17 protein-coding genes are annotated in these 24,871 nt (G+C 71.2%); 11 read left to right on the top strand and 6 right to left on the bottom strand.

Going from position 1 to position 24,871, the window contains the following annotated elements; genetic code table 11:
- Window positions 1–7 precede the first annotated feature (7 nt).
- Window positions 8–1,801 (bottom strand): sigma 54-interacting transcriptional regulator, encoded by a 1,794-nt coding sequence (locus tag GTY96_RS17970; RefSeq protein ID WP_143901622.1) that lies wholly within the window; start codon window positions 1,799–1,801, stop codon window positions 8–10.
- 621 nt (window positions 1,802–2,422) lie between these two features.
- Here GTY96_RS17970 and GTY96_RS17965 point away from each other — a divergent pair.
- Entirely contained in the window at window positions 2,423–3,643 is a 1,221-nt protein-coding gene (locus tag GTY96_RS17965) for a heparin lyase I family protein (protein WP_161665344.1), read from the top strand.
- An 81-nt stretch (window positions 3,644–3,724) separates the two neighbouring features.
- Window positions 3,725–4,279, top strand: a complete 555-nt coding sequence (locus GTY96_RS17960; RefSeq protein WP_143901626.1) for a hypothetical protein — start codon at window positions 3,725–3,727, stop codon at window positions 4,277–4,279.
- A gap of 6 nt (window positions 4,280–4,285) precedes the next feature.
- On the opposite strand, the gene tesB is transcribed toward GTY96_RS17960, so the two are convergent.
- A complete protein-coding gene (gene tesB, locus GTY96_RS17955; RefSeq protein WP_143901628.1) occupies window positions 4,286–5,155 on the bottom strand; it encodes an acyl-CoA thioesterase II in 870 nt (289 codons plus the stop codon).
- A gap of 101 nt (window positions 5,156–5,256) precedes the next feature.
- Between tesB and GTY96_RS17950 the strand changes: the two genes are divergently transcribed.
- The 4 genes from GTY96_RS17950 (at window position 5,257) to GTY96_RS17935 (ending at window position 13,506) form a co-directional block, all read left to right on the top strand.
- Window positions 5,257–6,759, top strand: a complete 1,503-nt coding sequence (locus GTY96_RS17950; RefSeq protein ID WP_328700925.1) for an ArnT family glycosyltransferase — start codon at window positions 5,257–5,259, stop codon at window positions 6,757–6,759.
- A 222-nt stretch (window positions 6,760–6,981) separates the two neighbouring features.
- Window positions 6,982–10,545, top strand: coding sequence for an endopeptidase (locus GTY96_RS17945; RefSeq protein ID WP_161665343.1), 3,564 nt, complete (start codon window positions 6,982–6,984; stop codon window positions 10,543–10,545).
- A 295-nt stretch (window positions 10,546–10,840) separates the two neighbouring features.
- Entirely contained in the window at window positions 10,841–11,146 is a 306-nt protein-coding gene (locus GTY96_RS17940) for a hypothetical protein (RefSeq protein WP_143901632.1), read from the top strand.
- Between the two features lie 302 nt (window positions 11,147–11,448).
- Window positions 11,449–13,506: a M20/M25/M40 family metallo-hydrolase gene (locus GTY96_RS17935; RefSeq protein ID WP_143901634.1), complete on the top strand. Its 2,058-nt coding sequence runs from the start codon at window positions 11,449–11,451 to the stop codon at window positions 13,504–13,506.
- A 112-nt stretch (window positions 13,507–13,618) separates the two neighbouring features.
- On the opposite strand, the gene GTY96_RS17930 is transcribed toward GTY96_RS17935, so the two are convergent.
- A complete protein-coding gene (locus GTY96_RS17930; protein ID WP_161665342.1) occupies window positions 13,619–14,764 on the bottom strand; it encodes a D-alanine--D-alanine ligase family protein in 1,146 nt (381 codons plus the stop codon).
- A 412-nt stretch (window positions 14,765–15,176) separates the two neighbouring features.
- On the opposite strand from GTY96_RS17930, the gene GTY96_RS17925 reads away from it, so the two are divergent.
- The 5 genes from GTY96_RS17925 to GTY96_RS17905 all read left to right on the top strand — a co-directional run bounded on the left by GTY96_RS17925 (window position 15,177) and on the right by GTY96_RS17905 (window position 22,045).
- Entirely contained in the window at window positions 15,177–17,447 is a 2,271-nt protein-coding gene (locus tag GTY96_RS17925; protein WP_328700923.1) for an FUSC family protein, read from the top strand.
- Between the two features lie 170 nt (window positions 17,448–17,617).
- Window positions 17,618–19,000, top strand: coding sequence for an MATE family efflux transporter (locus GTY96_RS17920; RefSeq protein WP_143901638.1), 1,383 nt, complete (start codon window positions 17,618–17,620; stop codon window positions 18,998–19,000).
- 175 nt (window positions 19,001–19,175) lie between these two features.
- Entirely contained in the window at window positions 19,176–20,399 is a 1,224-nt protein-coding gene (locus GTY96_RS17915) for a glutathione-independent formaldehyde dehydrogenase (protein ID WP_161665341.1), read from the top strand.
- 151 nt (window positions 20,400–20,550) lie between these two features.
- Complete coding sequence (locus GTY96_RS17910; RefSeq protein ID WP_161665340.1) at window positions 20,551–21,576, top strand: hypothetical protein; 1,026 nt, start codon at window positions 20,551–20,553, stop codon at window positions 21,574–21,576.
- A gap of 76 nt (window positions 21,577–21,652) precedes the next feature.
- Window positions 21,653–22,045, top strand: coding sequence for a hypothetical protein (locus GTY96_RS17905; protein WP_143901644.1), 393 nt, complete (start codon window positions 21,653–21,655; stop codon window positions 22,043–22,045).
- Here the strand turns inward: GTY96_RS17905 and GTY96_RS17900 are convergent.
- The 3 genes from GTY96_RS17900 to GTY96_RS17890 form a co-directional block, all read right to left on the bottom strand.
- Entirely contained in the window at window positions 22,042–22,410 is a 369-nt protein-coding gene (locus tag GTY96_RS17900) for an ArsR/SmtB family transcription factor (RefSeq protein WP_143901646.1), read from the bottom strand. The two genes, GTY96_RS17905 and GTY96_RS17900, sit on opposite strands and share 4 nt — an antisense overlap.
- 8 nt (window positions 22,411–22,418) lie before the next feature.
- Entirely contained in the window at window positions 22,419–23,078 is a 660-nt protein-coding gene (locus GTY96_RS17895) for an SRPBCC family protein (protein ID WP_143901648.1), read from the bottom strand.
- 191 nt (window positions 23,079–23,269) lie between these two features.
- A complete protein-coding gene (locus tag GTY96_RS17890) occupies window positions 23,270–24,829 on the bottom strand; it encodes a carboxylesterase/lipase family protein (RefSeq protein WP_161665339.1) in 1,560 nt (519 codons plus the stop codon).
- Window positions 24,830–24,871 lie beyond the last annotated feature (42 nt).

Below are 24,871 nucleotides of genomic sequence, written 5' to 3'. Positions count from 1 at the left end.
CCCCGCGTCAGTCCGGCTTCCACAGCCCGTGGCGCCGGGCGCGGCGGCCCAGCGTCACGGGGTCCATGCCCAGCGCCACCGCCGCCCGCCGCAGGACGCCGCCGTGGCGCTCCAGGGCCTCGCGGATGAGCTCGCGCTCCACCTGGTGGAGCCGGGCCCGCAGGGAGCCGTCCCCGGTGGGGTCCGCGCGGGGCACGGTGTTGTTGATGAGGGCGGGCGGCAGCAGGCGCCGGGTGAGCATCTCCCCCGGGCGCGACAGGAGCACCGCCCGCTCCACCACGTTGCGCAGCTCTCGCACGTTGCCGGGCCAGCCGTAGCCGTGCAGCACCTCGTCCGCGTCCGGCGCCACCCCCGTGGCGGAGCGCTTGAGGGTGCGGTTGAACTGCTCCACGAAGGCCCGCGCCAGCTCCGGGATGTCCTCCGGGCGCTCGCGCAGGGGCGGGATGTCGATGGTGAAGCTGTTGAGCCGGTAGAAGAGGTCCGCGCGGAAGCGGCCGCCCCGCACCTCCTCCCCCAGGTCCCGGTTGCTGGCGGCCACCACGCGCACGTCCACGTGGCGCACCTGGGTGCCGCCCACCGGACGGACGTCGCCCGTCTCCAGCACGCGCAGCAGCTTCGCCTGGAGGTTGGGCGTCGTGTTCTCGATTTCGTCCAGGAAGATGGTGCCGCCGTTGGCGAGCACGAAGAGGCCCGGGTGGTCCGACACCGCGCCCGTGAAGGCCCCCTTCACGTGGCCGAAGAGCTCGCTCTCCAGCAGCGTCTCCGTGAGCGCGCCGCAGTCCTGCACGACGAGCGGCAGGTCCCCCCTGCCGCTCAGCCGGTGGAGGATGCGCGCCAGCACCTCCTTGCCGGTGCCCGTCTCGCCCTGCAGCAGCACCGCCACGCGGTGGGGCGCGACCAGGCGCACCATCTCCATCACGCGCTGCATCGCGGGGCTGCGGAAGCCCACGTCCTCCGCGTGGCGCCCCGGGCCGCCCGCGGGGCCCTGCGCCAGGGCGCGCTCGCGCAGCAGGTTGCGCTCCAGCTCCAGCGCCATGCGCCACTGCTCGGTGCGAAAGCCATGCTCGCGCCCCGCCTGGAGCACCGCCTGCCGCACGACGTCCGGCGCCGGCCAGGCCCCCAGCGCGCGGTAGATGCGCCCGCTGTTGAAGAGCGCCACCAGCCGGTCCGGCGCGGCGGGGGCGCAATAGACGATGCGGGAGGCCAGGTCGCTGGGCGGCCCCGCCCCCGTGGGGTCCACCTCCGCGCGCAGCTCCGCCAGGGACTCCACCAGCGCGAGCGCGCGCGCCTCATCCTGGCCGCACACCAGCAGCGCCGCCATGTCCCCGCGGGACAGCAGCGCGTGCACGTCCTCCGCGCTGGCGGCGAAGTGCGGCGTGGCCGCGCCGTCCAGGGCCTGGCGCACCGCGCGCGACTCGTCGTCACTGGCGAAGGCCGCCACCACCTGGAGGTGTGACGTGGAGAGGTAGCGCGCCAGCTTCACGCCGTCCGCCGCGTCGAAGGCGCCGAAGCTCACCCCCAGCGCGGCGACGGTGCCGCCGCCGCCCGCGGTGTCGTGGCGCCAGCGCACCGTGCCATGCACGCGCACGTGGGCGCCCGTGTCCGGCAGCGAGAAGGCCAGCTCCACCGCCTCGTTCTCGTGCGGGCCCTCCGACGGCCGGCGCGGCGTGGCGATGAGCCCGATGCCCGTCTCGCTGATGTTCACGGACCAGCAGCCGTGCAGCGCCGGCTGGGTCACCACCTTCACGTACAGCGGCTTGCGCTCGCTCCGAGGCACCTGCTCGGACGCGGGGCGCGACATGGCGTGCGTCACTCGTCCGGCCTCATGGCCGCGGCGCGGCGGGCTTCCTGGAAATCCACGGGCATTTCAGGAGGGGTTCTGCCTGATTCTCCCGTCATCGCAAGTCGGCGGCAAAGGGGTGTGTCCCAGGGCTCGACACAACTGGACACGGGTCCTAAATGCCCTGCCCCAACCCCGGCGCGCGCGTCCCCACACCCCACCACAACCCGGTGCGTCCAGGACCCTTGCTCCGCGGGTACGCCTCCCACGCGACGGGCCGTATCGGCCCTTTCGGACGGTTGAAGGATTCCACCCGGGCCGTCTGAAACAGATGTCTGTCTTTCAATTTCGGGCCTGCCCAGCATGCAGGCGTGTTCAGCGTCGCTTGTGTTCGAAATAGAACTTCGCTATTCCGGTTGCCACCTTGGAGCACGGCAGCCATTTCCCCCCGCTGCCGGATGGAGCACACCCACAAACGACATGCTGTCTTTCTCCTCCCGTCGACACGGCCCTGTCGATCAGGTCCGGGAGTACGAGAGGGGACTGCCCGCTGTAAAGCCAGACATCCCCCGGCCATGCCCCTGCCTCCTGTCATTGGAGCATGGCCTTTCACTGCCTGTCCTTTCCCCCTGGGGCAATCCCTTGAAGAAAACCCTCCTCCTGGTTGAAACGCTGTTCGTCCTTGGCGCCGCGGGCTGTGGCGCTCCGGACGGTACCCTTCCGGAAGATGAAACCCAGTCGTCGCTGCGGACGTCCGACGAGGGCCTCACCGCCAGTGGCTGCACGCAGCTGACCCCCAGCAGCGTGAAGGCCAGCGGCGATGACGGCACCGGCAGTGTCGCGGCCAACGCCCTGGACGACCAGCTCACCACGCGCTGGAGCAGCCTGGGCAAGGGCCAGTGGCTCGACTTCGACCTGGGCTCCACCAAGGGCGTGAGCGGGATGTCGGTGGCCTGGCACCAGGGCAACACGCGGGTCAATACCTTCACCATCTCCGTGTCGCCGGACGGCATCACCTACACGCCGGTGTACAGCGGCAAGAGCAAGGGCACGACGACCGCGGCGGAGACGTACACCTTCACCTCCGTGAACGCGCGCCGGGTGCGCGTCACCGTGCAGGGCAACACCGTCAACGACTGGGCCAGCATCGCGGAGGCGCGCCCGTGCTCCGGCGCGACGACGTCGCCCACGCCCAGCGGCATCGTGTGGAAGGGCGACTTCGAGTCCGGCGACCGCAGCCAGTGGGACGGCACGCAGATGGTGTCCGCGGACCGGCTGCAGGTGATTCCGTCGCCGGTGCGCGAAGGCGGCTACGCGCTCAAAGCCACCGTGCGCCAGGGCGATGATCCCATCAACGCCAGCGGCAACCGCAACGAGCTCTTCAAGCAGACGAAGGAGGCGACGGGCTCCGAGTACTGGTACCGCTGGAGCACGCGCTTCGCGGCGGACTTCCCCAGCGTGAAGACGTGGCAGCTCTTCACCCAGTGGCACCACGACGGCTGCTGCGGCTCCCCGCCGGTGGAGTTCTACGTCTACGGCGAGGAGATGCGGCTCAACATCGGCGGGTCCCCGGGCACCATCGTCTGGACGACGCCCCTGGTGCGCAACACGTGGCATGACTTCATCTTCCACGTGAAGTGGTCCCCCAACTCCAGAGTGGGCTTCGTGGAGCTGTACTACGACGGCAAGCTGGTGCTGCCCAAGCGCAACATCGCGACGCAGTACTCCGGGAGCCTCAACTACCTGAAGATCGGCCTGTACCGGAACGACACCATCGCGCCCGTGGGCGTCGTCTACCACGACGGCTGGGTGATGGGCCGGACCAAGGAAGACGTGCTGAACGCCAACTACCAGTTGAAGTGAGACGCCGGGCGGCGTGCCCCGGTAGGCACCGGGGCACGCCCCGGGATAGGCTTTGACGCCCATCCCGGAGGAGCCCACTCCATGCGCCTGTGCGCCGCGTTGACCGCCGTATCCCTGCTGGCGTCCTGCACCACGACCTACGCGATTCCCAAGCCGGAGCTCGCCCGGCTGGATGGCTTCAAGGACGACAACGCGGCGCTGTTGAAGGAGCTGGGCGACGTGATGCTCAACCGCCCCACGGACCGCCGCCGCGCGGTGCGGGACGTGGAGGGACGCACGCACCAGTTCACCGCGGACACCCCCCTGGCGCTGGCGCGGGTGGCCCCCCAGGAGGAGCTGGAGTTCCAGCGCTTCATCGAGGTGGGCGTGGACGCCGCGCGGTTCCGGGGGGTGCCGCTCCAGGGCGGAACCCCCACCCCGCTCGTCGTGCCGATGGAAGAGGTGGACCACGCCCGGCTGCGCGAGTTCAGCCTGGGCAAGACGTTGCTGCTCACGGGCGCCATCGGCGTCGCGGTGCTGGGCTCGCTGGTGGCGGTGAGCACGCTCTTCGAACCCACCACGGGTTCGGACGACGATCACCACCACGGCGGCGTCATCGACCTGGGACATGCGTCGGCACCACGCCTCCGGTTCTGAGGAACCCTAGCGCCCCTCCGTGCGCTGGCGCAGGAGCCCCTCCTGCGCCACGGAGGCGACGAGCCGCCCGTCTCGGGTGAAGACGTGCCCTCGCGCCAGGCCGCGCGCGTTGCCGGCCCAGGGGCTCTCCAGGCTGTAGAGCAGCCAGTCGTTCACCTTCAGGTCGCCGTGGAACCACAGCGCGTGGTCCAGGCTGGCCATCTGGAGGCCCGGGCGGAGGAACGTCACCGCGTGCGGCTGCAGCGCGGTGCCCAGCAGGTTGAAGTCGCTGGCGTACGCGAGCACGTAGCGGTGCACCTGGGGCTCGTCCGGCATGGCCCCATCAGCGCGGAACCAGACGTGCTTCACCGGCGCCTGGGCCTGGGGCTCGAAGGGGTCCACGTGCGTCACCGGGCGCATCTCGATGGGCTTGGCGGACAGGAACTTCTCCCGGAGGCGCTCCGACATCCGGTCCGCGTGGCGTCCCAGGAGCTCCAGGTCCGAGGGCAGTGACTCCGGGGGCGGCACGTCCGGCATGGGGGCCTGGTGCTCGAAGCCCGGCTCATCCGCCTGGAAGGAGGCCATCAGCGTGAAGATGGGCTGGCCCTTCTGGATGGCGACCACGCGGCGGGTGGTGAAGCTGCCGCCATCGCGCACCCGGTCCACGGTGTAGACGACGGGCAGCCCCGCGTCCCCAGGGCGCAGGAAGTAGCCGTGCAGCGAGTGCACCGTGCGGTGGGCGTCCACCGTCTGGCTGGCGGCGGACACGGACTGGCCCAGCACCTGCCCTCCGAAGAGCTGGCGGAAGCCCAGGTCCTGGCTCGCGCCACGGAACAGGTTCTCCTCGATGGGCTCCAGCTTGAGGAGCCCCAACAGCTCGTCCAGCACACGGCTCATGTCCTGCCTCCCGGTTTGACGCACCCCGTCTCTACCCCACCCCGCCGCCGGTGCGCTCGGGTCAATGTAGAGTGTGGCGCCTTTCCCTACCGGAGGAGCCCGTGGTCCCGCTTTCCCTGCGCGACGCCCTCAGGCGGCACCCGGTGGCCTGGAGCATGGCGGCCACCTTCACCGCCAGCCTGCTCCTGCGGGGGCTGTACCTGGCGGCCTCGCCGGACCGGGACTGGCCCTTCTCCGTCTTCTTCGCGGGCGACGCGCGCTTCTTCCACACCGCCGCGCTGGACTTCGCGAGGCGGCAGCCGACCCCTCCCGCCCTCCCCTACCACCCGCCCCTGTTCCCCGCGCTCCTGGGCCTGCTGTACCGCGCGCTGGGGGAGCCCCAGGGCAGCGCGCTGCCCTACAAGCTGGCGCTCGCGTGCCTGGGCGCGGCCACGGTGGCGCTGTGCCAGGGTTGGTGGCGGCGCCTGCTGGGCACCGCGTGGAGCCTCATCGCCGCGGGGCTGTACGCCGCGAGCTTCGGATGGCTGGTGTTGTCCACCTCCTACAGCAATGAAACGCTGTCCGCGCTGTGGCTGTGTTTCACCTGCGCGCTGGTGCTCCCAATGGCGTCTGTCATTCCGTCCTGGCCCACGGTGCTGGCATTGGGCGCGGTGATGGGATTGGGCACGCTCACCCGCGCCGAACATCTGGGGTTGTGGCCCTTCCTCCTGGTGTATGCGTGGACGGCGCGCGAACGGACCCGGGCGCTGAAGCCGTGGGCCCTTCGCTGGAGCGCCGCGGTGGCCGTGTCGCTGCTGGTGCTGGTGCCGGGCGCGCTGAAGAACCTGGACACGATGCGCGAGCTGAACGCCCGCGCGCCAACGCTGGAGCCGCTGCCCGAGTGGGTGCCCGTCACCGTGTACGGGCCGCTCAACTTCGCCATGGCGAACCACGCGGGCGCCACGGGCGGCTTCACCCCGGCGCTGATCAACCAGGGCGGCCACAACGGCCAGTTGGATGCCTCCCGCCCCGAACACCGGCGGCTGCTCCTGCACGGCTACGCGCAAGGGCTGCGGTGGATGGCGGACGCGCCCGGCGCCGCGGCCCGGCTCCTGGGGGCGAAGCTGGACCGGTGGCTGGACGGCCTGAGCCTGGGCGTGGGCGTGTCCGACGTGCCCGGGGGCCTCACCGGCGAGCGCGCCCCGGTGGACGTGTTCGTGCCCGACGCGGGGCTCCTCAAGTGGCCCCTGGCGGCGCTGCTGCTCGCCGGAATGCTGCTGTCCCTCCAGCGCCCGCACGCGCCCTTCCGGCTGCTGTCGCTGGTCGTGCTGCACCGGGTGCTCGTCACCCTCGCCTTCTTCGGCTACGCGCGCGGGCTGCTCGTCATCTTCCCCGCGCTGCTGCCCCTGCTGGTGCTGCCGCTGAAGGTGCTGTCGGAGCGCCACGCGGCGCTGGCCCGGGCCCTGCCCGCGCTCGCCGGGGCGCTGCTGCTCCTGCTCTGGGCCGAGGCCGCGGTCCTCGCCGCGCGCGGGGTGCCCCGCCGCCTCATGGCCAGCGGCACCACCGACGCCGTCAACGGCAAGCTCATCCAGGACGACCGCGTCCGGCTCTGGCTGCCCCCCTGATGGCAAGCCCGGACGGAATACTGTGAGCGGATGGAAATCCTCCGGGAGTGAATGATGGACCAGTGAACATTTCAACTTCTTGAAATAAATGGAAATTTCAAATTTACGACTTAGTCAGGAATAGCCGCAATTCACTTTAAAAATGCACATGCCCTAAAGCAGGGGGCGCTCCGGCCCGGAGCCCGCCGGACCCGTCCGGCGGAATCATCCGAGGAGACGTGCATGCGCCCCCTGCGGTCCGCAATCTGTTGTCTGGCTCTCTTGGTTTCGTCCACGACGTACGCGCTCCAACCTCCCCAGCCCGCGCAGCAGGGCGCGGTGGCGAAGAAGGCGTTCTTCAAGCCTGAGCTGTACCTGCCCATCCAGAACATGCCGCTGGAGAAGGCCCGCAGCCTGATGCCGCGCGTGGGCGCGGACAAGTGGGCGGGGTTCCTCGCCCGCAACGGCGGAAACGTGCAGGTGTACCTGGATCCGCTGTCTGGAACGGCCACGGGCATCCAGGGCAGCTTCCCGCTCATCCCCGGCGACGGCTTCCGCAACAACGTGAGCCTCAACGACGTGCGCCAGGGACTGGGCCGTTCGGTGGGCGGCGTCGACGAGTCGGTGGTGGGGGAGCTGGTCTTCAAGTTCATCGCGGACAACCAGGACGCGCTGGGCGTGGACCTGCTCCAGTTGGGCGCGCCGCGCGTGACGCAGGTGACGGACTCGCTGTGGCAGGTGCACATCCCGCAGGTGGTGCAGGGGGTGGCGGTGCGCCACGGCCGGCTGGCGGCGACCATCAGCCATGGCAACCTGGTGCTGCTGGGCACGGAGGCGTGGGCCAACGTGACCATCGGGGTGAAGCCCTCGTTCACGGCGGCGCAGGCGCTGTCCGCGGGCAGCGCGTTCCTGGGCCAGACGCTGTCGCCCACCAGCCTGTGGCAGCAGCCCACGCTGGAGGTGGCGCCCTTCGCGCGCACGGGCGCGGCCTTCGGCCAGGGCTATGGCCACGCGCTGGTGTGGAGCTACGGCTTCTCCAACGTGGGTGAGACCGAGCGCTGGAAGGTGACGGTGGACGCGAACTCCGGCGAGGTGCTCGCCGTGGAGGACGACAACCACTACTTCGACGCGCAGATCAAGGGCGGGGTGTACCCGTCCACCAACATCGGCACGTGCACGTCCAAGGAGACGTGCGGGACGATGCAGCCGAACACGCCCATGCCGTGGGCGAACACCGGCTTCGCCGCGCCCAACAACTTCACCGACGGCGCGGGCATCTACAACTACAGCACCGGCACCGTGAACACGACGCTGTCGGGCAAGTACGTGAAGATCGCCGACAGCTGCGGCACCATCAACGTCAGCTCCGCCACGGGCTCGCTGGACCTGGGCGGCGTGAACAACGACCACGACTGCACGGTGCCCGCGGGCACGTCCGCGGGCAACACCCCGGCGGCGCGCTCCAGCTTCTACGAGCTGAACAAGATCAAGGAAGTGGCGCGCGGCTGGCTGCCCACGAACACGTGGCTGCAGGGGCAGCTCACGTCCAACGTGAACCTGTCCAGCACGTGCAACGCGTTCTGGAACGGCAGCACCGTGAACTTCTACAAGTCCGGTGGCGGCTGCCGGAACACCGGTGAGATTGGCGCGGTGTTCGACCACGAGTGGGGCCACGGCATGGACAACTTCGATGCCAACGGCACCCTGTCCAACTCCAGCGAGGGCTACGCGGACATCGCGGGCATCCTGCGGCTGCAGACCTCCTGCGTGGGCTACGGCTTCTTCCAGACGACGAACACCGGCTGCGGCCTCACGCCGGACGGCACGGGCTACAACCAGCAGGAGTCGCAGGTCGCCGGACAGTCGTGGTGCAACCTGCGCTGCTCGGGCGTGCGTGACGCGGACTGGGCGGCGAGCGCGCCGAACATCCCGGCCACCCCGCAGAACTTCACCTGCCCGATGTGCTCGTCCGGCTCCGGCCCGTGCAGCAAGCAGGTGCACTGCGCCGCGTCCCCCGTGCGCCAGGCCGCCTGGGACCTGGTGACGCGCGACCTCACCGCCGCGCCCTTCAACTACAACTCCAACGACGCGTTCCTCCTGGGCAACAAGCTCTTCTACCAGGGCTCCGGCAACGTGGGCACGTGGCACGCGTGCAACTGCTCCGCCGGCACGTCCGACGGCTGCGGCGCGACGAACGGCTACATGCAGTGGCTGGCCGCGGACGACGACAACGGCAACCTGGCGGACGGCACGCCGCACATGACGGCCATCTACGCGGCGTACAACCGCCACAACATCGCCTGCTCCACGCCCGCGCCCACCAACGGCGGCTGCGCGACGGCCCCCACGGCGGCCCCCACCACCACGGCCACCCCGGGCGACAGCCAGGTGAGCCTGTCCTGGACGGCGTCCTCTGGCGCCAGCCAGTACTGGGTGATGAAGACGGAGGGCTTCGCGGGCTGTGACTTCGGCAAGGCGCGCGTCGCCACCGTCACGGGCACCAGCTACACGGACCCGGAGGTCGCCAACGGCCGCCAGTACTGCTACTCGGTCGTGCCCGCCAGCAGCAACGCGTGCTTCGGGCCGGCCTCCACCTGCACCTGCACCACGCCCACCTGCGCCGCGCCCGGCGCGCCCACGCTGACCACCCCCTCCTCCGGCGCCACCGGCGTGGAGCTGCTCGCGGTGCTGGACTGGGATGATGTGTCCGGCGTGTCCGGCTACGAGGTGCAGGTCGCGACGGACAGCGCGTTCACCAACGTGGTGCGCAGCGCCAACTCGCTCGTGGCCAGCACGTGGACGGTGTCCCCCGGCCTGTCGGCCACCACCGCCTACTACTGGCGCGTGCGCGCGCTCAACTCGTGCGGTGGCACCAGCTCCTGGAGCGCGGTGAACAGCTTCACCACGCGCGGCTGCGTCACCCTGGCGGCCCCCACCCTGTCGTCCCCTGCCTCCGGAGCCACGGGCGTCGCCCTGTCGCCCGCGCTGGACTGGTCCGACGTGGCGAGCGCCTCCGGCTACGACGTGCAGGTGGCGACGGACAGCGCCTTCACCAACGTGGTGCGCAGCGCGACGGGCCTGTCCACCAGCGCCTGGAACGTGACGCCCGCCCTGTCCAACCTCACGTCGTACTACTGGCGCGCGCGCGCCACGGACAGCTGCGGCGCGAGCCCGTACAGCACCGCGTTCAGCTTCACCACCACCAACGTCTGCACGCCCACCGTGGCCAGCTACAACACCACCGTGAAGGCCCCCGCCTGCGGCTCCGTGTGCGGCTGCGACACCGGCACCACGCTGGTCAACGGCCGCGGCACCGTGTCCGGCGGCGCGGAGCCCAACCAGCCCAACACGGTGGGCGCCACCTGCGCGGACGGCACCACCGGCACCTACCACGTGGATGAGAGCATCGACCGCATCGTGCTCAAGACGGTGGACCAGGGCCTCATCACCCCGGGCAAGCAGCTGACCGTGGACGTCACGGTGTGGTGCTACGGCACCACGGACCAGCTGGACCTGTACTACACGACGAACACCACCTCGCCCACGTGGACCGCCGTCACCACCGCCCAGGCCTGCACCGCGGTGGGGGTGAAGACGTTCTCCATCCCCGTCACCGTGGGCAGCACCACCGGCCAGCACGCCGTGCGCGCGCAGTTCCGCTTCGGCGGCACCGCCACCAGCGCGTGCGTGTCCGGTTCGTACAACGACCGCGATGACCTGGCCTTCAGCGTCGTGTCCTCGGTGGCCGCCAGCCCCGCCGCTCCGGCCGCGAAGCAGGTCCAGGGCCGCACCCTGACGGCCCGCTAGTCCCACCGCGCGGACGTCACGCCGTTCCCAGGGGCTCCCGGGTCATCCCGGGGGCCCCTTTTTCCTTCCCGCACCGCCCGGCACCGGACAGGCGCTGGAACCCGGGTGTCCACCACCGGGCGGCAGGGCGCCGCCGCAGAACAGCAATTCACGCTTGTCAAGACGGGGGCGCCCGGGAAGTCGCGAAAGCGGCAGCAAGCTGGCGAGAAAGCGCGAGCACCTGGCCGCGGGAGGACACAGCTTCATGAGATAGTCCGCGCCACTTCGTCGTTCTTGCCTTCAGGAGGGTGCCGCGATGTTCATCGAAATCATCGTCATGCCTCGCGAAGAAGTGAGCCCGAAGCGCCGCTCGCCCCGGACCCCGGAGCAGCGCGGCAGGGAAGCGCTCGCCCAGGCCTGGCGTGACGAAGGCAAGGCCTTCCACGGCGCCGTCCTGGAGTTCATCAAGGCACAGCACCTGCTGGGCGCGGTGAAGTGGATGAGCGAACCGGGGCTGCTGCCCCAGGTGACGCTCGTCGCTTCGGAGCGCGTGCTGGAGAAGCTCCAGGCGGAGCCCCGGTTCGCCGCGGGCCGCGCGCTGTCCATGAACCTGCAGACCTGATGTCCCGCGCCGTCCCGGCGCCCCTCCCTCCACACCCATGTCACCCCGTCACCGGTCCGTGATGGCCCCCCGCGTGAGCCCATCCGCGAGGCACCCACACGCGGCCCGTGTGCGTCATTTCCCTCCGGCTTAGCCTGTCTCATCCTGTTTCACGATGCTCTCAGTCTTGACTCGACCATCTTGAATTCCACAGGATGCGCCCCGCCCCACGGGTCTGGACGCCTCCGTCCGAACCGGGACGTGGGCGGATTTCCACCGTGCCTTCCGGCAGCGCGAGCCTTCGCCTGCAATCGGAGCGGAACATGCGTTTGAAGAGATTGGCCCCCGTCGTCCTGTCGCTGTGCTGCGCCACCGCCTCCGCCGAACAGCCGCGCGAGAAGGAGGTCTACATCACGGTGGGCTCGGAGACGCTGAGCACGCTGCGCACGTCGCTGCGCACGACGGGCGCCGCGCCCACGCTGGTGCGCGAGGCGAACGGCGTGAGCGTGCTCAAGCTGCGCGAGTCGCAGCTGGGGGACGTGTCGGCCATCATGCATGACCAGTATCACCGCTGCGCGGGCTTCCTCGCGCACGACACGCAGGAGGCGGCGCTCGCGGCGCTGGAGCCCGCGCCCGCCGCGCCGCAGTCGCTGGTGACGTACACGCTGGACAACGCGCCGGTGGTCAACGCGCTGTTCTCCGGCCTGCAGGAGGCCACGCTGCGCAGCACCATCACCCAGCTGTCCAGCTACACGAACCGCTACTACAACGGCTCCACCGGCGGGACGCAGTCGGCGGACTGGCTCAAGAGCACCTGGGAGTCGTACGCCAGCGGGCGCGGCGACGTGAGCGTGCAGCTGTACACGCACTCCGGCTGGAGCCAGCCCTCCGTCATCGCGACCATCACCGGCACCGTCTACCCGGACGAGGTGGTGGTGATTGGCGGCCACCTGGACTCCATCAACATCACCGTGCCCACCTCCAGCCGGCCCTCGGCGACCGCGCCGGGCGCGGATGACGACGCCTCCGGTATCGCCACCCTCTCCGAGGTCTTCCGCGTCGCGATGGCCAAGGGCTACAAGCCCGCGCGCACGGTGAAGTTCATGGCGTACGCGGCGGAGGAGGTGGGCCTCTATGGCTCGCAGGCCATCGCGCAGGCGCACAAGGCCGCGGCGGTCAACGTGGTGGGCGTGCTCCAGCTGGACATGACCAACTACCGCGGCTCCACGGTGGAGGTGACGCTCGTCACCGACAACACCAACGCGGCGCAGAACACGTTCCTGGGCAACCTCATCGACACGTACACGGGCTACACGCGCACCAACATCACGTGCGGCTACGGGTGCTCCGACCACGCGTCGTGGAACAGCCAGGGCTACCCGGCGTCCATCCCGTTCGAGGCGCTGATGAACCAGGACAACCCCTACATCCACACGGCCAACGACACGCTGGCCAACAGCACCGACGGCACCAGCGGCAACAACGCGAACAACGCGCTGAAGTTCGCGCGCATTGGCGCCGCGTACCTGGCGGAGCTGGGCAAGGGCACCATCCCCGGCCTGCCCACGGACACCACGCCCCCCACCGTGTCGCTCACCTCGCCCACCAACGGCGCGACGGTGACGGGCACCACGAACCTCACCGCGACGGCCAGCGACAACGTGGGCGTGAGCAAGGTGGAGTTCCTGGTGGACGGCGCGGTGAAGGCCACGGTCGTCTCCGCGCCCTACACCTTCGCGTGGGACAGCCGCACGGTGGCCAACGGCAGCCACACCGTGGCGGCCAAGGCACATGACGGCGCGGGCAACACCGCCACCACCTCCACCAACACGGTGACGGTGTCGAACGTGTCCACGTCCGGCACCTACGACGCCACGCTCAAGACGGTGCGCTGCAGCGCCGTGGCGGCCACCTGCGACAGCGGCACGCTCTTCAACGGCCGCGGCAACCTGTCCGGCGGCGCGGAGCCCAACCAGCCCAACACGCTGCGCGGCACCTGCGGCGACGGCAGCGAAGGCAGCTACCATGGCGACGAGTCCGTGGACGCCCTCAAGGTGTCCACCGTGGACGGCTCCAACTTCGCCGCGGGCAAGCAGGTGAAGGTGGAGGCCAAGGTGTGGGCCTACGCCAGCCCGTCCTCGGACCGCCTGGACCTGTACTACACGGCCAACGCCAACGCGACGACGCCCACCTGGACGCTCATCACCACCCTCACCCCGACGGTCGCCGGCTCCCAGACGCTGTCGGCCACGTACACCCTGCCCACGGGCACCGCGCAGGCCGTGCGCGCGCAGTTCCGCTACGGCACCGGCAGCCCCACCAGCGCGTGCGTCTCCAACAGCTACAACGACCGCGACGACCTGGTGTTCGCCGTCCAGTGAGCCCCTGTCCCTGACGTGAAGGGATGACGCGGAGGGGTCCAGGCACATCGCCTGGACCCCTTCGATGCTTTCACGGGCCGCCCGGGCACCGCGCGCGCCCCGCTTCCGCCCCCTACCGCCTCCGCCAGGCCTGCCGGGTCAGCTGGACGACCAGCTGCGTGAAGGACCAGCCGAAGGCCCGCGCGGAGAGGGCCACGAGGCTGTCCTCCCGCTCGCGGCCGGGGCGCCCCGGCCCGTTCATGTTCGGCTTCAGGTTGAGGTCGAAGAGCTGGAACGTCCCCAGCTCGTCGCTCCGGCAGTCGATGCGGATGGGCGCCGCCACGTCCAGCACCCGGGCCGCGCGCACGCACTCGGCCACCAGCGCCTGCACCCGGGGCTCCCTTCGCGCGGACGGCGACAGCGGCTCGCTGTTGTCCAGCACCGCCACCTCGCCGCAGTAGGGCGCCACGCCGTCCTGGTGGTGGAAGCGGCGCACGGGCGGCAGGCACCAGGGGGACAGCCCCCCATCCGGGACGCCCTCCCGCTCGAAGGCCCCGGGTGGCATCACCGTCACGGTGAGCTCCTCGCCGTCCAGGTACTGCTCCAGCAGGAGCGTGTCGCCGAAGCGCGGCCCCCCGTCCTCCCTGGCGGCCAGCAGCCGCCGCGCCACCTCCTGGAGCTCCGCGAGGCCCCTCACGCGCACCACGCCCTGGCTGCCCCGGCCCCGCAGCGGCTTGAGCATCAGCGGGAAGCGCAGGCCCCGCGCCTCCAGGTCCGCGGCGGCCAGCCGGTCCACGCCCAGGCGCCCCGGCGCGGCGCAGGCGCTCACGAGGACCGACGCGGCGACGGGGCACCCCGCGCGGCGCAGCGTCGCGTTGGTCACGCCCTTGTCGTCGAAGGTCTCCACCGTGCGGGGCTCCTGGCCCACCACCCACACGTCCTTCAGCACGGCCTCCAGGGGGTGGCCCGTGAACAACACGGTGTTCGCCCACAGCATGCGGGCCCCCGCCGCGCGCGCCGCCGCGATGCCGGCCGCGTCGTCGCCGAACACCCAGTCCTCCTGCACGCGCGGGTCGGGGTTCGCCACCGGCGTCACCACGGGGCACCCCGCCTCCCGCAGCGCGTACGCGATGTCCGCGCCGCTGTCCGCGTAGCCTCCGGGCTTGGTGGGCTTGCGCACGCCGTCGATGACCGGCGCCGGCAGCGCCTGGAAGAGCACCGCGACCGGCGCGGGCGCCTCGTCCGGGGGAATGCGTTCGCGGTGAGTCTCCGTCTCCATGTCCCAACCCTCCGAGCGCCCGGCCGGCCGACTGCTGGGGCCCGGCCGCCGGGCTGGCCACGCGCCCCACCTCGAAGGAGATGATGCCCACCCCGCGGCCGGCGTGAGGCCCCCGCCGGCCGCTCGGAGGGCGGGGGCCGGCCATGCTCCCCGCCGCGAGGCGTGCGTCCGGGCCCCACGGCCGCCTCCGGGTGGCACGCCTCCGGAAGCGCGCCCGCGAGCCGCTTCCCTGAGGGCGTGGGAGGCGACGTGGCGGGCCTCGGTGCGCCGTGCCACGCGTCCGACGAAGGAGGTCGTCCGTCCTCCGTGGTTATCCTCCCTGGCGGCTCAGGACCCGCGGTCCAGCAAGCCGCGCACGGCGGGGCGCACCTTCCGCGGAGTGACATCCGGCGGGCGCCGGCCCCGGATTCCGGTGGCCCCCCTGGAGGCGTTGCTCTATGGGGGATGGGTGATTCGCCGTCAGTTCCTGGAGCATGCCAAGGCCGTGGCCCGCTTCGCCCCGGTGCGGCCGTCGGCGAAGGCGGGCTTGCGGGCCGCGCTCGCGTTCTTCGTGCCCACCGTCGTGGGCAGCGCGCTGAATCTGCCTGGCGGCCTGTGGCTCGCGGTGGGCGGCTTCAACACGTCCTTCGTCGACAAGGGCGGCTCCTACCACGCCCGCTTCCGTGCCATGGGCGGCACGGCGGTGGCCGCGGCGGCGGCCGCGGTGCTGGGCAGCCTCGCGGGCATGCACCCCGCGCTGGCCATCCCCGCCGCCCTGCTGTGGGTGACGGCGTGGAGCTTCGCGGGCGTGTACGGCGCCGCGGCGAACCTCACCGGCAACATCGCCGCCACCACCTTCGTCATCGCCCTGGCGCTGCCCGCGGACAGCGCCCTGGGCGCGCTCGAGTCGGGCGCCGCGCTCCTGGGTGGAGCGGCGTGGGCCATGGTGCTGTCGCTGGTGCTCTGGCCCATCCGCCCCTACCGGCCCGCGCGAAAGGCGGTGGCGGCGTGCTTCGACGCGGTGGCGGACTACGCGGAAGCCATGTCGCGCGTGGCCCAGGCGGGACTCGAGGACACGTGGCAGGCGCTCATGCAGGAGCAGCACGGGCGCATCCGAGAGACGCTGGAGCTGGCGCGCACCACGCTCACCGCCACGCGCCAGGGCCGCGGCGAGCGGGGCCGCGGCGAACGGCTGCTGGTGCTGCTGGAGGGCGCGGACGCGATGTTCATGGGGCTCATCGCCCTGGGTGAGGACCTGGAGAGCCTGGGCCCCCCGGTGAGCGGCCCCGTCGCGGACCCGAGGGCCGCGGTGGCCGTGGCCCTGCTGGACTGCGCGAACACCGCGCGCGACCTGGTGCGGCTGGTGCAGGTGGAGGGCCACAGCCGCAGGCCGCGGCCGGAGTGGGACGGGCGCGCGGTGCGCGACGCGCTCACCGACCTGGACGCGCGGGGCCTCGTGACGCGGCTGGAGCGGGCCCGGCTGCTGGACGTCGCGCGGCTGCTCACGGAGATGCGCGAGCGCGCGGACGTGGCGCTGGACACCGCGTGCCGGCTGCCCGGCCCTCCCACGGCGGGAATGCCGCCGCCCGCGCGCGAGCTGGCCGAGGAGGCCTCCCCGTCCCTGCTGGAGCCCGTGCGCGCGCACCTCACGCTGGGCTCGGAGGTGCTGCGGCACGCCCTGCGCGTGGGCCTCACCACCACGGCGGCGGTGTGGATCGCCAGCGTCTTCCGGCCGAACCACGGCTACTGGGTCACCCTCACCGTCCTCACCGTCATGCAGCCGTACACCGGGCCCACCTTCCTCAAGGCCCTCCAGCGCGTGCTGGGGACGGTGGTGGGCGGGCTGCTCGCCATCGCCGTCGCGTCGTGGCTCCAGGACCCGCATGCGCTGATGGCGCTCCTGTTCTGCACCGCCGCCCTGTGCGTGAGCCTCATCCCGCTCAACTACGGGCTGTTCACCGTCTTCGCCACGCTCACCTTCGTGCTGCTCGCGGAGATGGGCAGCGGGGACTGGACGCTGGCGACGGTGCGAATCGTCAACACGCTCATCGGTGGAGCGCTGGCGCTCGCGGGCACCTTCTTCCTGTGGCAGCGCTCGGAGGAGGAGCGCTTCCCCACGCAGATGGCCGAGGCCCTGCGCGCGGACCGGGAGTTCTTCGCCGTGCTGAGCGCGGCCTGGCAGCGGGGCGAGCCCCCCGCCGGGGCAGCGCTCGCGGAGGTCCGCCGCAAGCTGGGGCTCGCGACCATCAACGCGGAGACGTCCTTCCAGCGCCTGCTCAACGAGCCGCGCTGGCGCACCGAGGCGCTGGAGCCCCTGATGACGCTGCTCGCCTTCACCCGGAGGTTCGCCGCCGTCTGCACCCTGCTCGCGTCGCGGCGCTCCGTGCCCACCACGCCCGCGGTGCGCGAGGCCCTGGAGCGCTACGCACGGGCCATGGACGGCGCGATGGAGGACCTGGCGGACGCGGTGCTCCACGGCCGCCGCCCCCGGCCCCTGCCCTCGCTGGACGCGCTCATCGGCTGGAACGTCCCCACCCCGGACGCCGCCGGCGCCGCGCTGGCCGCGGAAGCCCCCCTGCTCCAATCACAGCTCGAACGGCTCGGGCGCCAGCTCTCCGTGCTCCACGCCGCCGCGACCCGACGCCTGGAGGCCGCCCCGCTCTCCACGCCCGAGGTCCAGCCCTCCGCGCTCAACGGTCCCTGACGGAACGAGCGGAACAGACGGACAGACGCCGTGACACGTCCGACAAACTCGTAGGCCCGCGTCTCACTCTTTCAGCCCCAAGCAAGCACCGGACAAGCAACCGGCCCCCGCTTCGGGTTGAAAACGAAAAATCGCGCGCGCACAGTGGGACCACCTGACGCGGCGCATCCATGCACACTGAAGTCCAGACGCATCCTCCCCGGGAGCCGGGCCTGTTCCGGCTGACCTGGCCCATCTTCTTCGAAATCTTCCTCTTCATGCTGATGGGCACGGCGGACACGCTGATGCTCAGCGGTGTGTCGGACGCAGCCGTCTCCGCGGTGGGCGTCGTCAACCAGTACGTCTTCATCTGCATCCTCATCATGGAGGTGGTGAGCCACGGCGCCTCCATCGTCGTGTCCCAGTACCTGGGCGCGAAGCGGAGCGCGGAGGCCGCGCGCATCGCGGCGCAGGCCATCACGATGAACTTCCTCCTGGGGCTGGCGGTGAGCGGCGGGCTGCTCCTGTCCGCGGACGCCATCCTGGGGCGGATGAACCTGGAGCCCCAGACGCTGGCGTACGCGAGCACCTACTGGCACATCGCGGGCGGGTTCCTGTTCCTCCAGGCGCTCATCAACGTCTTCTCCAGCCTCATCCGCACGTATGGCTTCACGCGGCAGTCCATGTACGTGGCGCTGGGCATGAACGTGGTGCACGTGCTGGGCAACTGGGTGCTCATCTTCGGGCACTTCGGCGTGAGCGCGCACGGCGTGGCGGGCGCGGCGATGTCCACGGTCTTCAGCCGCGCGGCGGCGCTGGGCGTGTTCGGGTGGATGCTCTGGCGGGTGATGGACGTGCGCATGGCGCGCCGGGACTTCGTGGCGCTGACGCGGGAGTACGTCCGGAAGATCCTCCGCGTGGGCGTGCCGTCCGCGGTGGAGCAGATGACCTACCACGCGTGCCAGACGGTGTTCCTCTACTACGTGACGTACCTGGGCCCCACGGCGCTGGCGTCCCGCCAGTACGCCAACGCGATGTCCCAGTACGTCTTCCTGTGCAGCCTCGCCATTGGCATGGGCACGGCCATCATCGTCGGGCGGCTGGTGGGCGCGAGCCGCTCCCAGGACGCCTATGCGCGCGTGCTCAAGAGCCTCAAGTGGAGCATCGGCATCACCGTGGCGGTGGACCTGACGGCCATCGTCTTCCGCGAGCCGCTGATCCGCCTCTTCACCCACGACGGCGACATCCTGCGGATGACGTCGCAGGTGCTCGTCCTGAGCCTGCTGCTGGAGACGGGGCGCTCGTTCAACCTGGTGCTGGTGAACGCGCTGCGCGCCGCGGGGGACGCCACCTTCCCGGTGATGATGGCGATGCTGTCCATGGTCTGCATGAGCCTGCCCCTGGGCTACTTCCTGGTGTTCCACCTGAACCTGGGGCTCGCGGGCGTGTGGCTGGCGGTGGCCGCGGATGAATGGACGCGCGGGCTGGCCATGTGGCTGCGCTGGCGCAGCCGTGCATGGGAGCGCCAGTCGCTGGTGTCGCCCGCCGAGGCGCCCGCGGTGATGGCGCACTGAGGGCGACGCCCTGCCTTCCCCGGTCACCTCCCGGGGAAGCCGGGCTCCGCCGCGCGCCTGCCCTGCACTCTTGCACGGGGCGTCCGGCCAGGCCCGTGGCCCGGCCCCTTCTCCTGGAAGCGAGGCGACCCACTATTGGTGGGTCGCGCCACCGCCTTGAATCCGGGAGAAGCCCATGCTCGCCGTCGTCTACAAGCAGAACAGCCAGGTGAAGGTCGAAGAGGTCGAGGATCCAAAGGTGGAGGCCCCCACCGACGCCATCATCCGCGTCACCTCCGCGGGCATCTGCGGCAGCGACCTGCACATGTACGAGGGCCGCACCGCGTCCAAGGCCGGGCAGGTGTTCGGCCACGAGAACATGGGCGTCGTGGAGCAGGTGGGCCCTGGCGTGGTGGGCATCAAGAAGGGGGACCGCGTGGTGCTGCCCTTCAACATCGCCTGCGGCACCTGCTTCGACTGTGTGCGCGGCCGGACGGAGGCTTGCCTCGTCGCCAACCCCGACGCGCCCCACGCGGGCTACGGCTACGCGGGCATGGGCCCCTACCGCGGCGGACAGGCGGAGCTGCTGCGGGTGCCCTGGGCGGACTTCAACTGCTTGAAGCTGCCCGGCCAGCCGGGCGACGCCTTGGAAGATGACTTCCTCCTCCTGTCGGACGTGTTCCCGACCGCCTACCACGGCACCGAGCTCGCGAACGTGCGGCCGGGCAGCACGGTGGCGGTCTTCGGCGCCGGTCCGGTGGGCCTGCTCGCGGGCTACTGCGCGCTCCTGCGGGGCGCGTCGGAGGTCTACGTGGTGGACAGCGTCCCGGAGCGCCTGGCCAAGGTGAAGGAGATGGGCGCCATCCCCATCGACTTCACGAAGGGCGATCCGGTGAAGCAGATCATCGAGCTGCGCCGCAAGAACCCGCTCATCATGGGCGCGCTGCGGCCGGGTGAGGAGAAGGCCCTGGGCGTGATGTGCGGCATCGACGCCGTGGGCTACCAGTCGCGCGACAACAAGGGCGCGGACGCGCACGGCGGCAAGGAGAAGCCCACCCAGGTGCTGGAGCAGCTGGTGGAGCTGGTGAACCCCACGGGCTCCATTGGCGTCGTGGGCGTCTACATCGCCCCGGACCCAGGCGCCCCCGACGAGAACGCCAAGCAGGGCATCTACCCGCTGCCCTGGGCCAAGGTGTTCGACAAGGGCATCACCGTGGGCACCGGCCAGACGCCGGTGAAGCGCTACAACTACTTCCTGCGCGACCTCATCATCGCGGGCCGCGCGAAGCCCAGCATGATCGTCAGCCACCGCCTGCCGCTGAGCGACGCCCCGGACGCCTACCAGAAGTTCGACGCGCGCAAGGACGGCTACACCAAGGTCATCCTCAAGCCGCAGCAGCGCCCGAAGGCCCGCGCGTAGACACCGGCGCCGGGGCCCTGGGTGAAGCCGGGGCCCCGCGTCCCCCGGGGCGTCCAGGCCCCAGGCCGTGCAAAGGCCGCAACTCCTGGCGGGGCTGGCCGATAATTCCTCAACGTCCACCGTCTCGGTGGTTCGAGGGGGAAGACCCAGCATGTCCAGAATCGGCGAGTCCATTGGTGGCGCCATCGCGGCGCGCGTGAAGCAGGCCCTGACCCCGGAGGTCCGCCCGGCTCCGCCGCCCCCGTCCCCCGCCGCCGCCCAGCGCCCCTCCGACACCTTCGAGTCCGCGTCCGTGGTCCGGCGCGGCGGGCCCTCGCTGGGGACGCCGACGCCCGTGGCCACGCCCACCCAGGTGGGGACGGCCGGCACGCCGGTGGCGACGAACGGCGGCACGGTGGCGGACTACCAGGTGGGTCCTCCGCGGCGCCCCGACATCCACCACGACAACGGCTTCCTGCAGAACCCCAACGACCCCAACGACCCCAACCCCATCCCCACGGAGAGCCCGGGCCTGGGTGACTACGCGGCGCGGGCCGAGTGGGAAGTGAAGCTCAACGGCGCGCGCGCCCTCCAGGGCATCCCGGGGGTGCCGCACAACAACATCCCGGACGGGCTGGACACGTACGACCACTTCCTGCACGGCAACGGGGCGGACCGGCACTTCGACTACGAGCGCTTCGTCAGCACGGACCCCGCGGGCCAGGCGGTGCTCACCAACTCCACCCGCGACACGCAGCAGGCGGTGGAGGCGGCCTACAACCAGATGGTCGCGCAGGATCCCTCGCTCGCCGGCAAGCCGGTGACGTTCCAGGTGACGGGCTCGCAGATTGGCGTGGGCGGCAGCGAGCAGTTCCCGTACCCGGAGACGGAGAACTGGCAGAAGGCCATTGGCGGCCACTCCATCTGGAACAGCGCCACCGTCACCGTCTACCCGCCGGAGACGCCGGGCGGAAAGCCCCGCTTCGAGATGGACATGACGCTGCACGCGGAGGACCGCTACAACTTCAACCCGGGCCAGGCGGACATCAACACCGGCACGCCGGACGCGGCCAACGGCCGGCTCGAGCGCACCGGCCTGGGGCACCAGTACACCAACTACGGCACGCTCCAGCGCCACGTGACCTGGGAGCAGGGGAGCCCCGAGAATGCGGTGTCGCGTCCCATCGGAGGCCGTTAGGCGCGCGCTCGCTGGCACCCTGCTGTTGGGGTGTGTTTCGCTGGCCTGCGACAAGCCCACGGGCGGGAGTGCATCCATGACGACACAGACGGCCGCTCCGGCCGCGAAGACGGGAACGGACCTGGAGACGCTGGAGAAGACCGTGACGCTGCCGCGCCGCCCCCAGGCGGTGCGCTGGCGCCAGTCCGCGCGCGGCATCCCGGGCGGGCTGGGCCCCACGGACACGCAGTTCCTCGCGGAGCTGGAGTACGCGGCGGCGGACGTCCCCGCGCTCCAGGCCGCGCTGAAGCCCACGCGGCTGACGGTGAAGGTGGAGGACGGCGGGTGGCTGCCGGACGCCACCCGCGACGCCCTGAAGGGAGCCACCGCCTACGACGCGGCCCCCTTCTTCAAGGGCTCGCTGCGCCAGGGCACCGTGTTCCACCTTCCGGGCACGAACACCTTCGTGCTGGTGCTCTTCAGCAGCTAGTCCTGGGACTTCTTCCAGGGAGAGGGCCCGTCGCCAGCCTTGGCGCGGGCCTTCTTGCCGCGCGCCACCTCCGTGGCGAGCGCGTCCAGCCGGGGCGTCCAGAACACGCGGAACCGCTCCAGCCAGGCGTCGACCTCGCGCAGCGGTCCCGGGTCGACGTGATAGACGCGCCGGGTCCCTTCGGCGCGCACGCCCGCGAAGCCGCTGTCGCGCAGCACCTTCAGGTGCTGGCTGACCGCGGGCTGGCTGATGCCGAACTCGGCTTGGATCGCCTCGGTGACCTCGCCGGAGGCGCACTCGCCCTCGGCCAGGAGCTCCAGGATCCGCCGCCGTACCGGATCGCCCAGGACATCGAAGGCGTGCATCGAACCTCTCAGACCCCCGGATGCCTCACATCGGGAGGTGGCGCGCCAGTATAGAAGGCCGCCGTCCGCGCCGCGCGCGCCTTCGCCACCGCGCCCTCCTCTCCCGCCGCCGCCTCCGCCCGCGCCCAGCCGTTGCTGCTGGCCAGGATGAAGGCCTTGCCGTCATCCGACGCCGTCCAGGCCGCCGCCGCGGCCTTGTCCACGGTGTCCCCGCCGGACTCCAGGTGCAGGCCCAGGCCCACCAACCCCAGCTCCCAGCCGATCCCCACCGCGCCGGGGCCATAGTCGTCCCAGAAGGGGCTGACGTGGGCCATGTGCTCCAGCCGCAGCCGCGCCCCGCCACCCGGCGCCTCGGACAGGGTGACCTCCACCCAGCTCACGTCCCCCCGGGCCTCCCACGTCAGCCCCAGGCACCGCGGCGGCTCGCAGCGGGTAATGGTGCCGCCGGCGTTGCCCTGGAGCTGGTAGCGGCCGCCCAGCTTGAGGTCGCCCGACACCGGCAGGAACCAGCGGGGGATGCGCTCCGGCTGGGTCAGCGCGTCCCAGAGGTCCTCGACCGTCGTGTCGTAGTCCCGCATGGCGATGACGACCCGGGCGGGCTTGCCCTCGTGCTCGCGGCTCTCCACCTCTCGCACGACGGCCCCGATGTAGCGCTCCACGTTGATCATGGCGTCTCCAGACTAAGGTTTGACTTATATAAGACAAGCCTTATTCAATCTGTCAACGCCGACGCGTCGGTCCACGAGGCACGAAACGAACGAAGGGGCCCGCCCGCCACCGCGCGCGACCCCACCGAGGAGTCGCGCGCGTGGGTGGGTGGGCCCCTCCTTCTGCCGACGCGGCCTGCGTCCGTCGCCTGTTAGAGGGGCGTGCCCTCGGGACGCGTCTTGCGTGGCGCGGTGCCCTGCCGCGAGGGGGGCCGCGAGGAGGCCTTGCCTTCCGCGCCGCCGCCCACGCCGTTGATGATGGCGCTCACCAGCAGGAAGGCGTTGAGGCGCAGCTGCATGAAGTTCGTCTCCACCTTCGGCGGCTGCTGCATGCGCAGGGTGCGGTCGTCGCCCTGCTGGTGCCGAGGCCACTCCGTCGCGGGCGCGGGGGCTCCCGTGCGGGCGAACTGGAGCAGCCACTGGCTCACCTGGCGCGAGTACGCGCGGTCCTCGTCGGTGAGGACGTCCTCGGTGGGCGGGCAGCGGGCCACGGTGTCCAGGAAGTAGGGGATCTCCGCGCCGTGCGGGACGCCGTGGGTGAAGTCGGGGCGCAGCGCGGTGGCGGTGTATTCGAAGTAGAAGCGCCACGCGTCGGAGACCTTGTTGTGCAGGTCCGCGATCTGCCGGGGGATGAGCGTGAAGACGATGTCCCGGCACGCCTGCCGCGCCAGCTCCTCGTCGGGCGTCACGCCCGGGTAGAGCAGGCCAATGGGCACGTTCTGGGCGCGCAGGGCCCGGAGGACGTCCATGGGGTCCATGTTCATCGCCTCCATCACGCTCACGTCGTCGCTGGTGCTCCCCAGGATGAGGGGCACGCGCGACTGCTGCTGCGCCTTGAAGGTGGACAGGATGGACTGGGGCAGCACGGTGTCGCCCGTCACCGCCACGGGGGCCAGGGACGTGTCCGAGGGCTGCTGCCAGAAGTCCTCCGCGGGCAACAGGCGCAGGCGATCCGGCGTCGCCTCCGCGTCCGGCACGCCCAGGCCGCGAATCAGGGCCTCCCCCTTGAGCACCGCCTTCTCCAGGGGGATCTCATCCATGCCGTACACGCTCATCGCCACACCCCGGTGGAAGTACGGGCGCGCCGCCGCCATGCAGAAGAGCGACAGGACGCTCTTGGCGCCCGCGGACTGGCCGATGATCGTGACGTTGCCGGGGTCCCCTCCGAAGCGCGCGATGTTGCGGTGCACCCACTGGAGCGCGGCGACCTGATCCAACAGGCCGAAGTTGGCCGCGCCGCCGCCGGGCTCCTCCAGCAGCGCCGGATGGGCCAGGAAGCCCAGGTGGCCCAGGCGGTAGTTCAGCGTGACCACGACGGCATCCCGCGACGCCAGCGGCACGCCGCTGTACGGGGGCAGGCCGCTCGCGCCAATCACATACGCGCCGCCGTGGATCCACACGATGACCGGCAGCTTCGCCTGGGCCTCCACGCGGGGCGTCCAGACGTTGAGATAGAGACAGTCCTCGTCCATGGGATGCGGATCGCCGCCGTTCGCGATGCAGTCCTCCCGCGACTGAAGCGAGGAGTTGCCGAACGCCGCGGCCTGCCGGAGGTACTTCCAGGGGGCGAGCGGTGCGGGCGCGCGCCAGCGCAGCGCGCCCACCGGAGGCTGGGCGTAGGGGATGCCCTTGAAGGCATACACTCCTTCCTCGGCGACACCTTGAAGCTGCCCTTCGACGGTGCTGACGACCGGTGCGGACTGCTTGACCATGTGTGAACCCCCAGAGACCCGGCGCGCCAGAAGCCGGGCCGT

It is taken from the genome of Corallococcus silvisoli, from assembly GCF_009909145.1.
Taxonomy (GTDB): domain Bacteria; phylum Myxococcota; class Myxococcia; order Myxococcales; family Myxococcaceae; genus Corallococcus; species Corallococcus silvisoli.
Note: the sequence above shows the minus strand (reverse complement) of the source record. Positions and strands in the feature narration are given on the sequence as shown.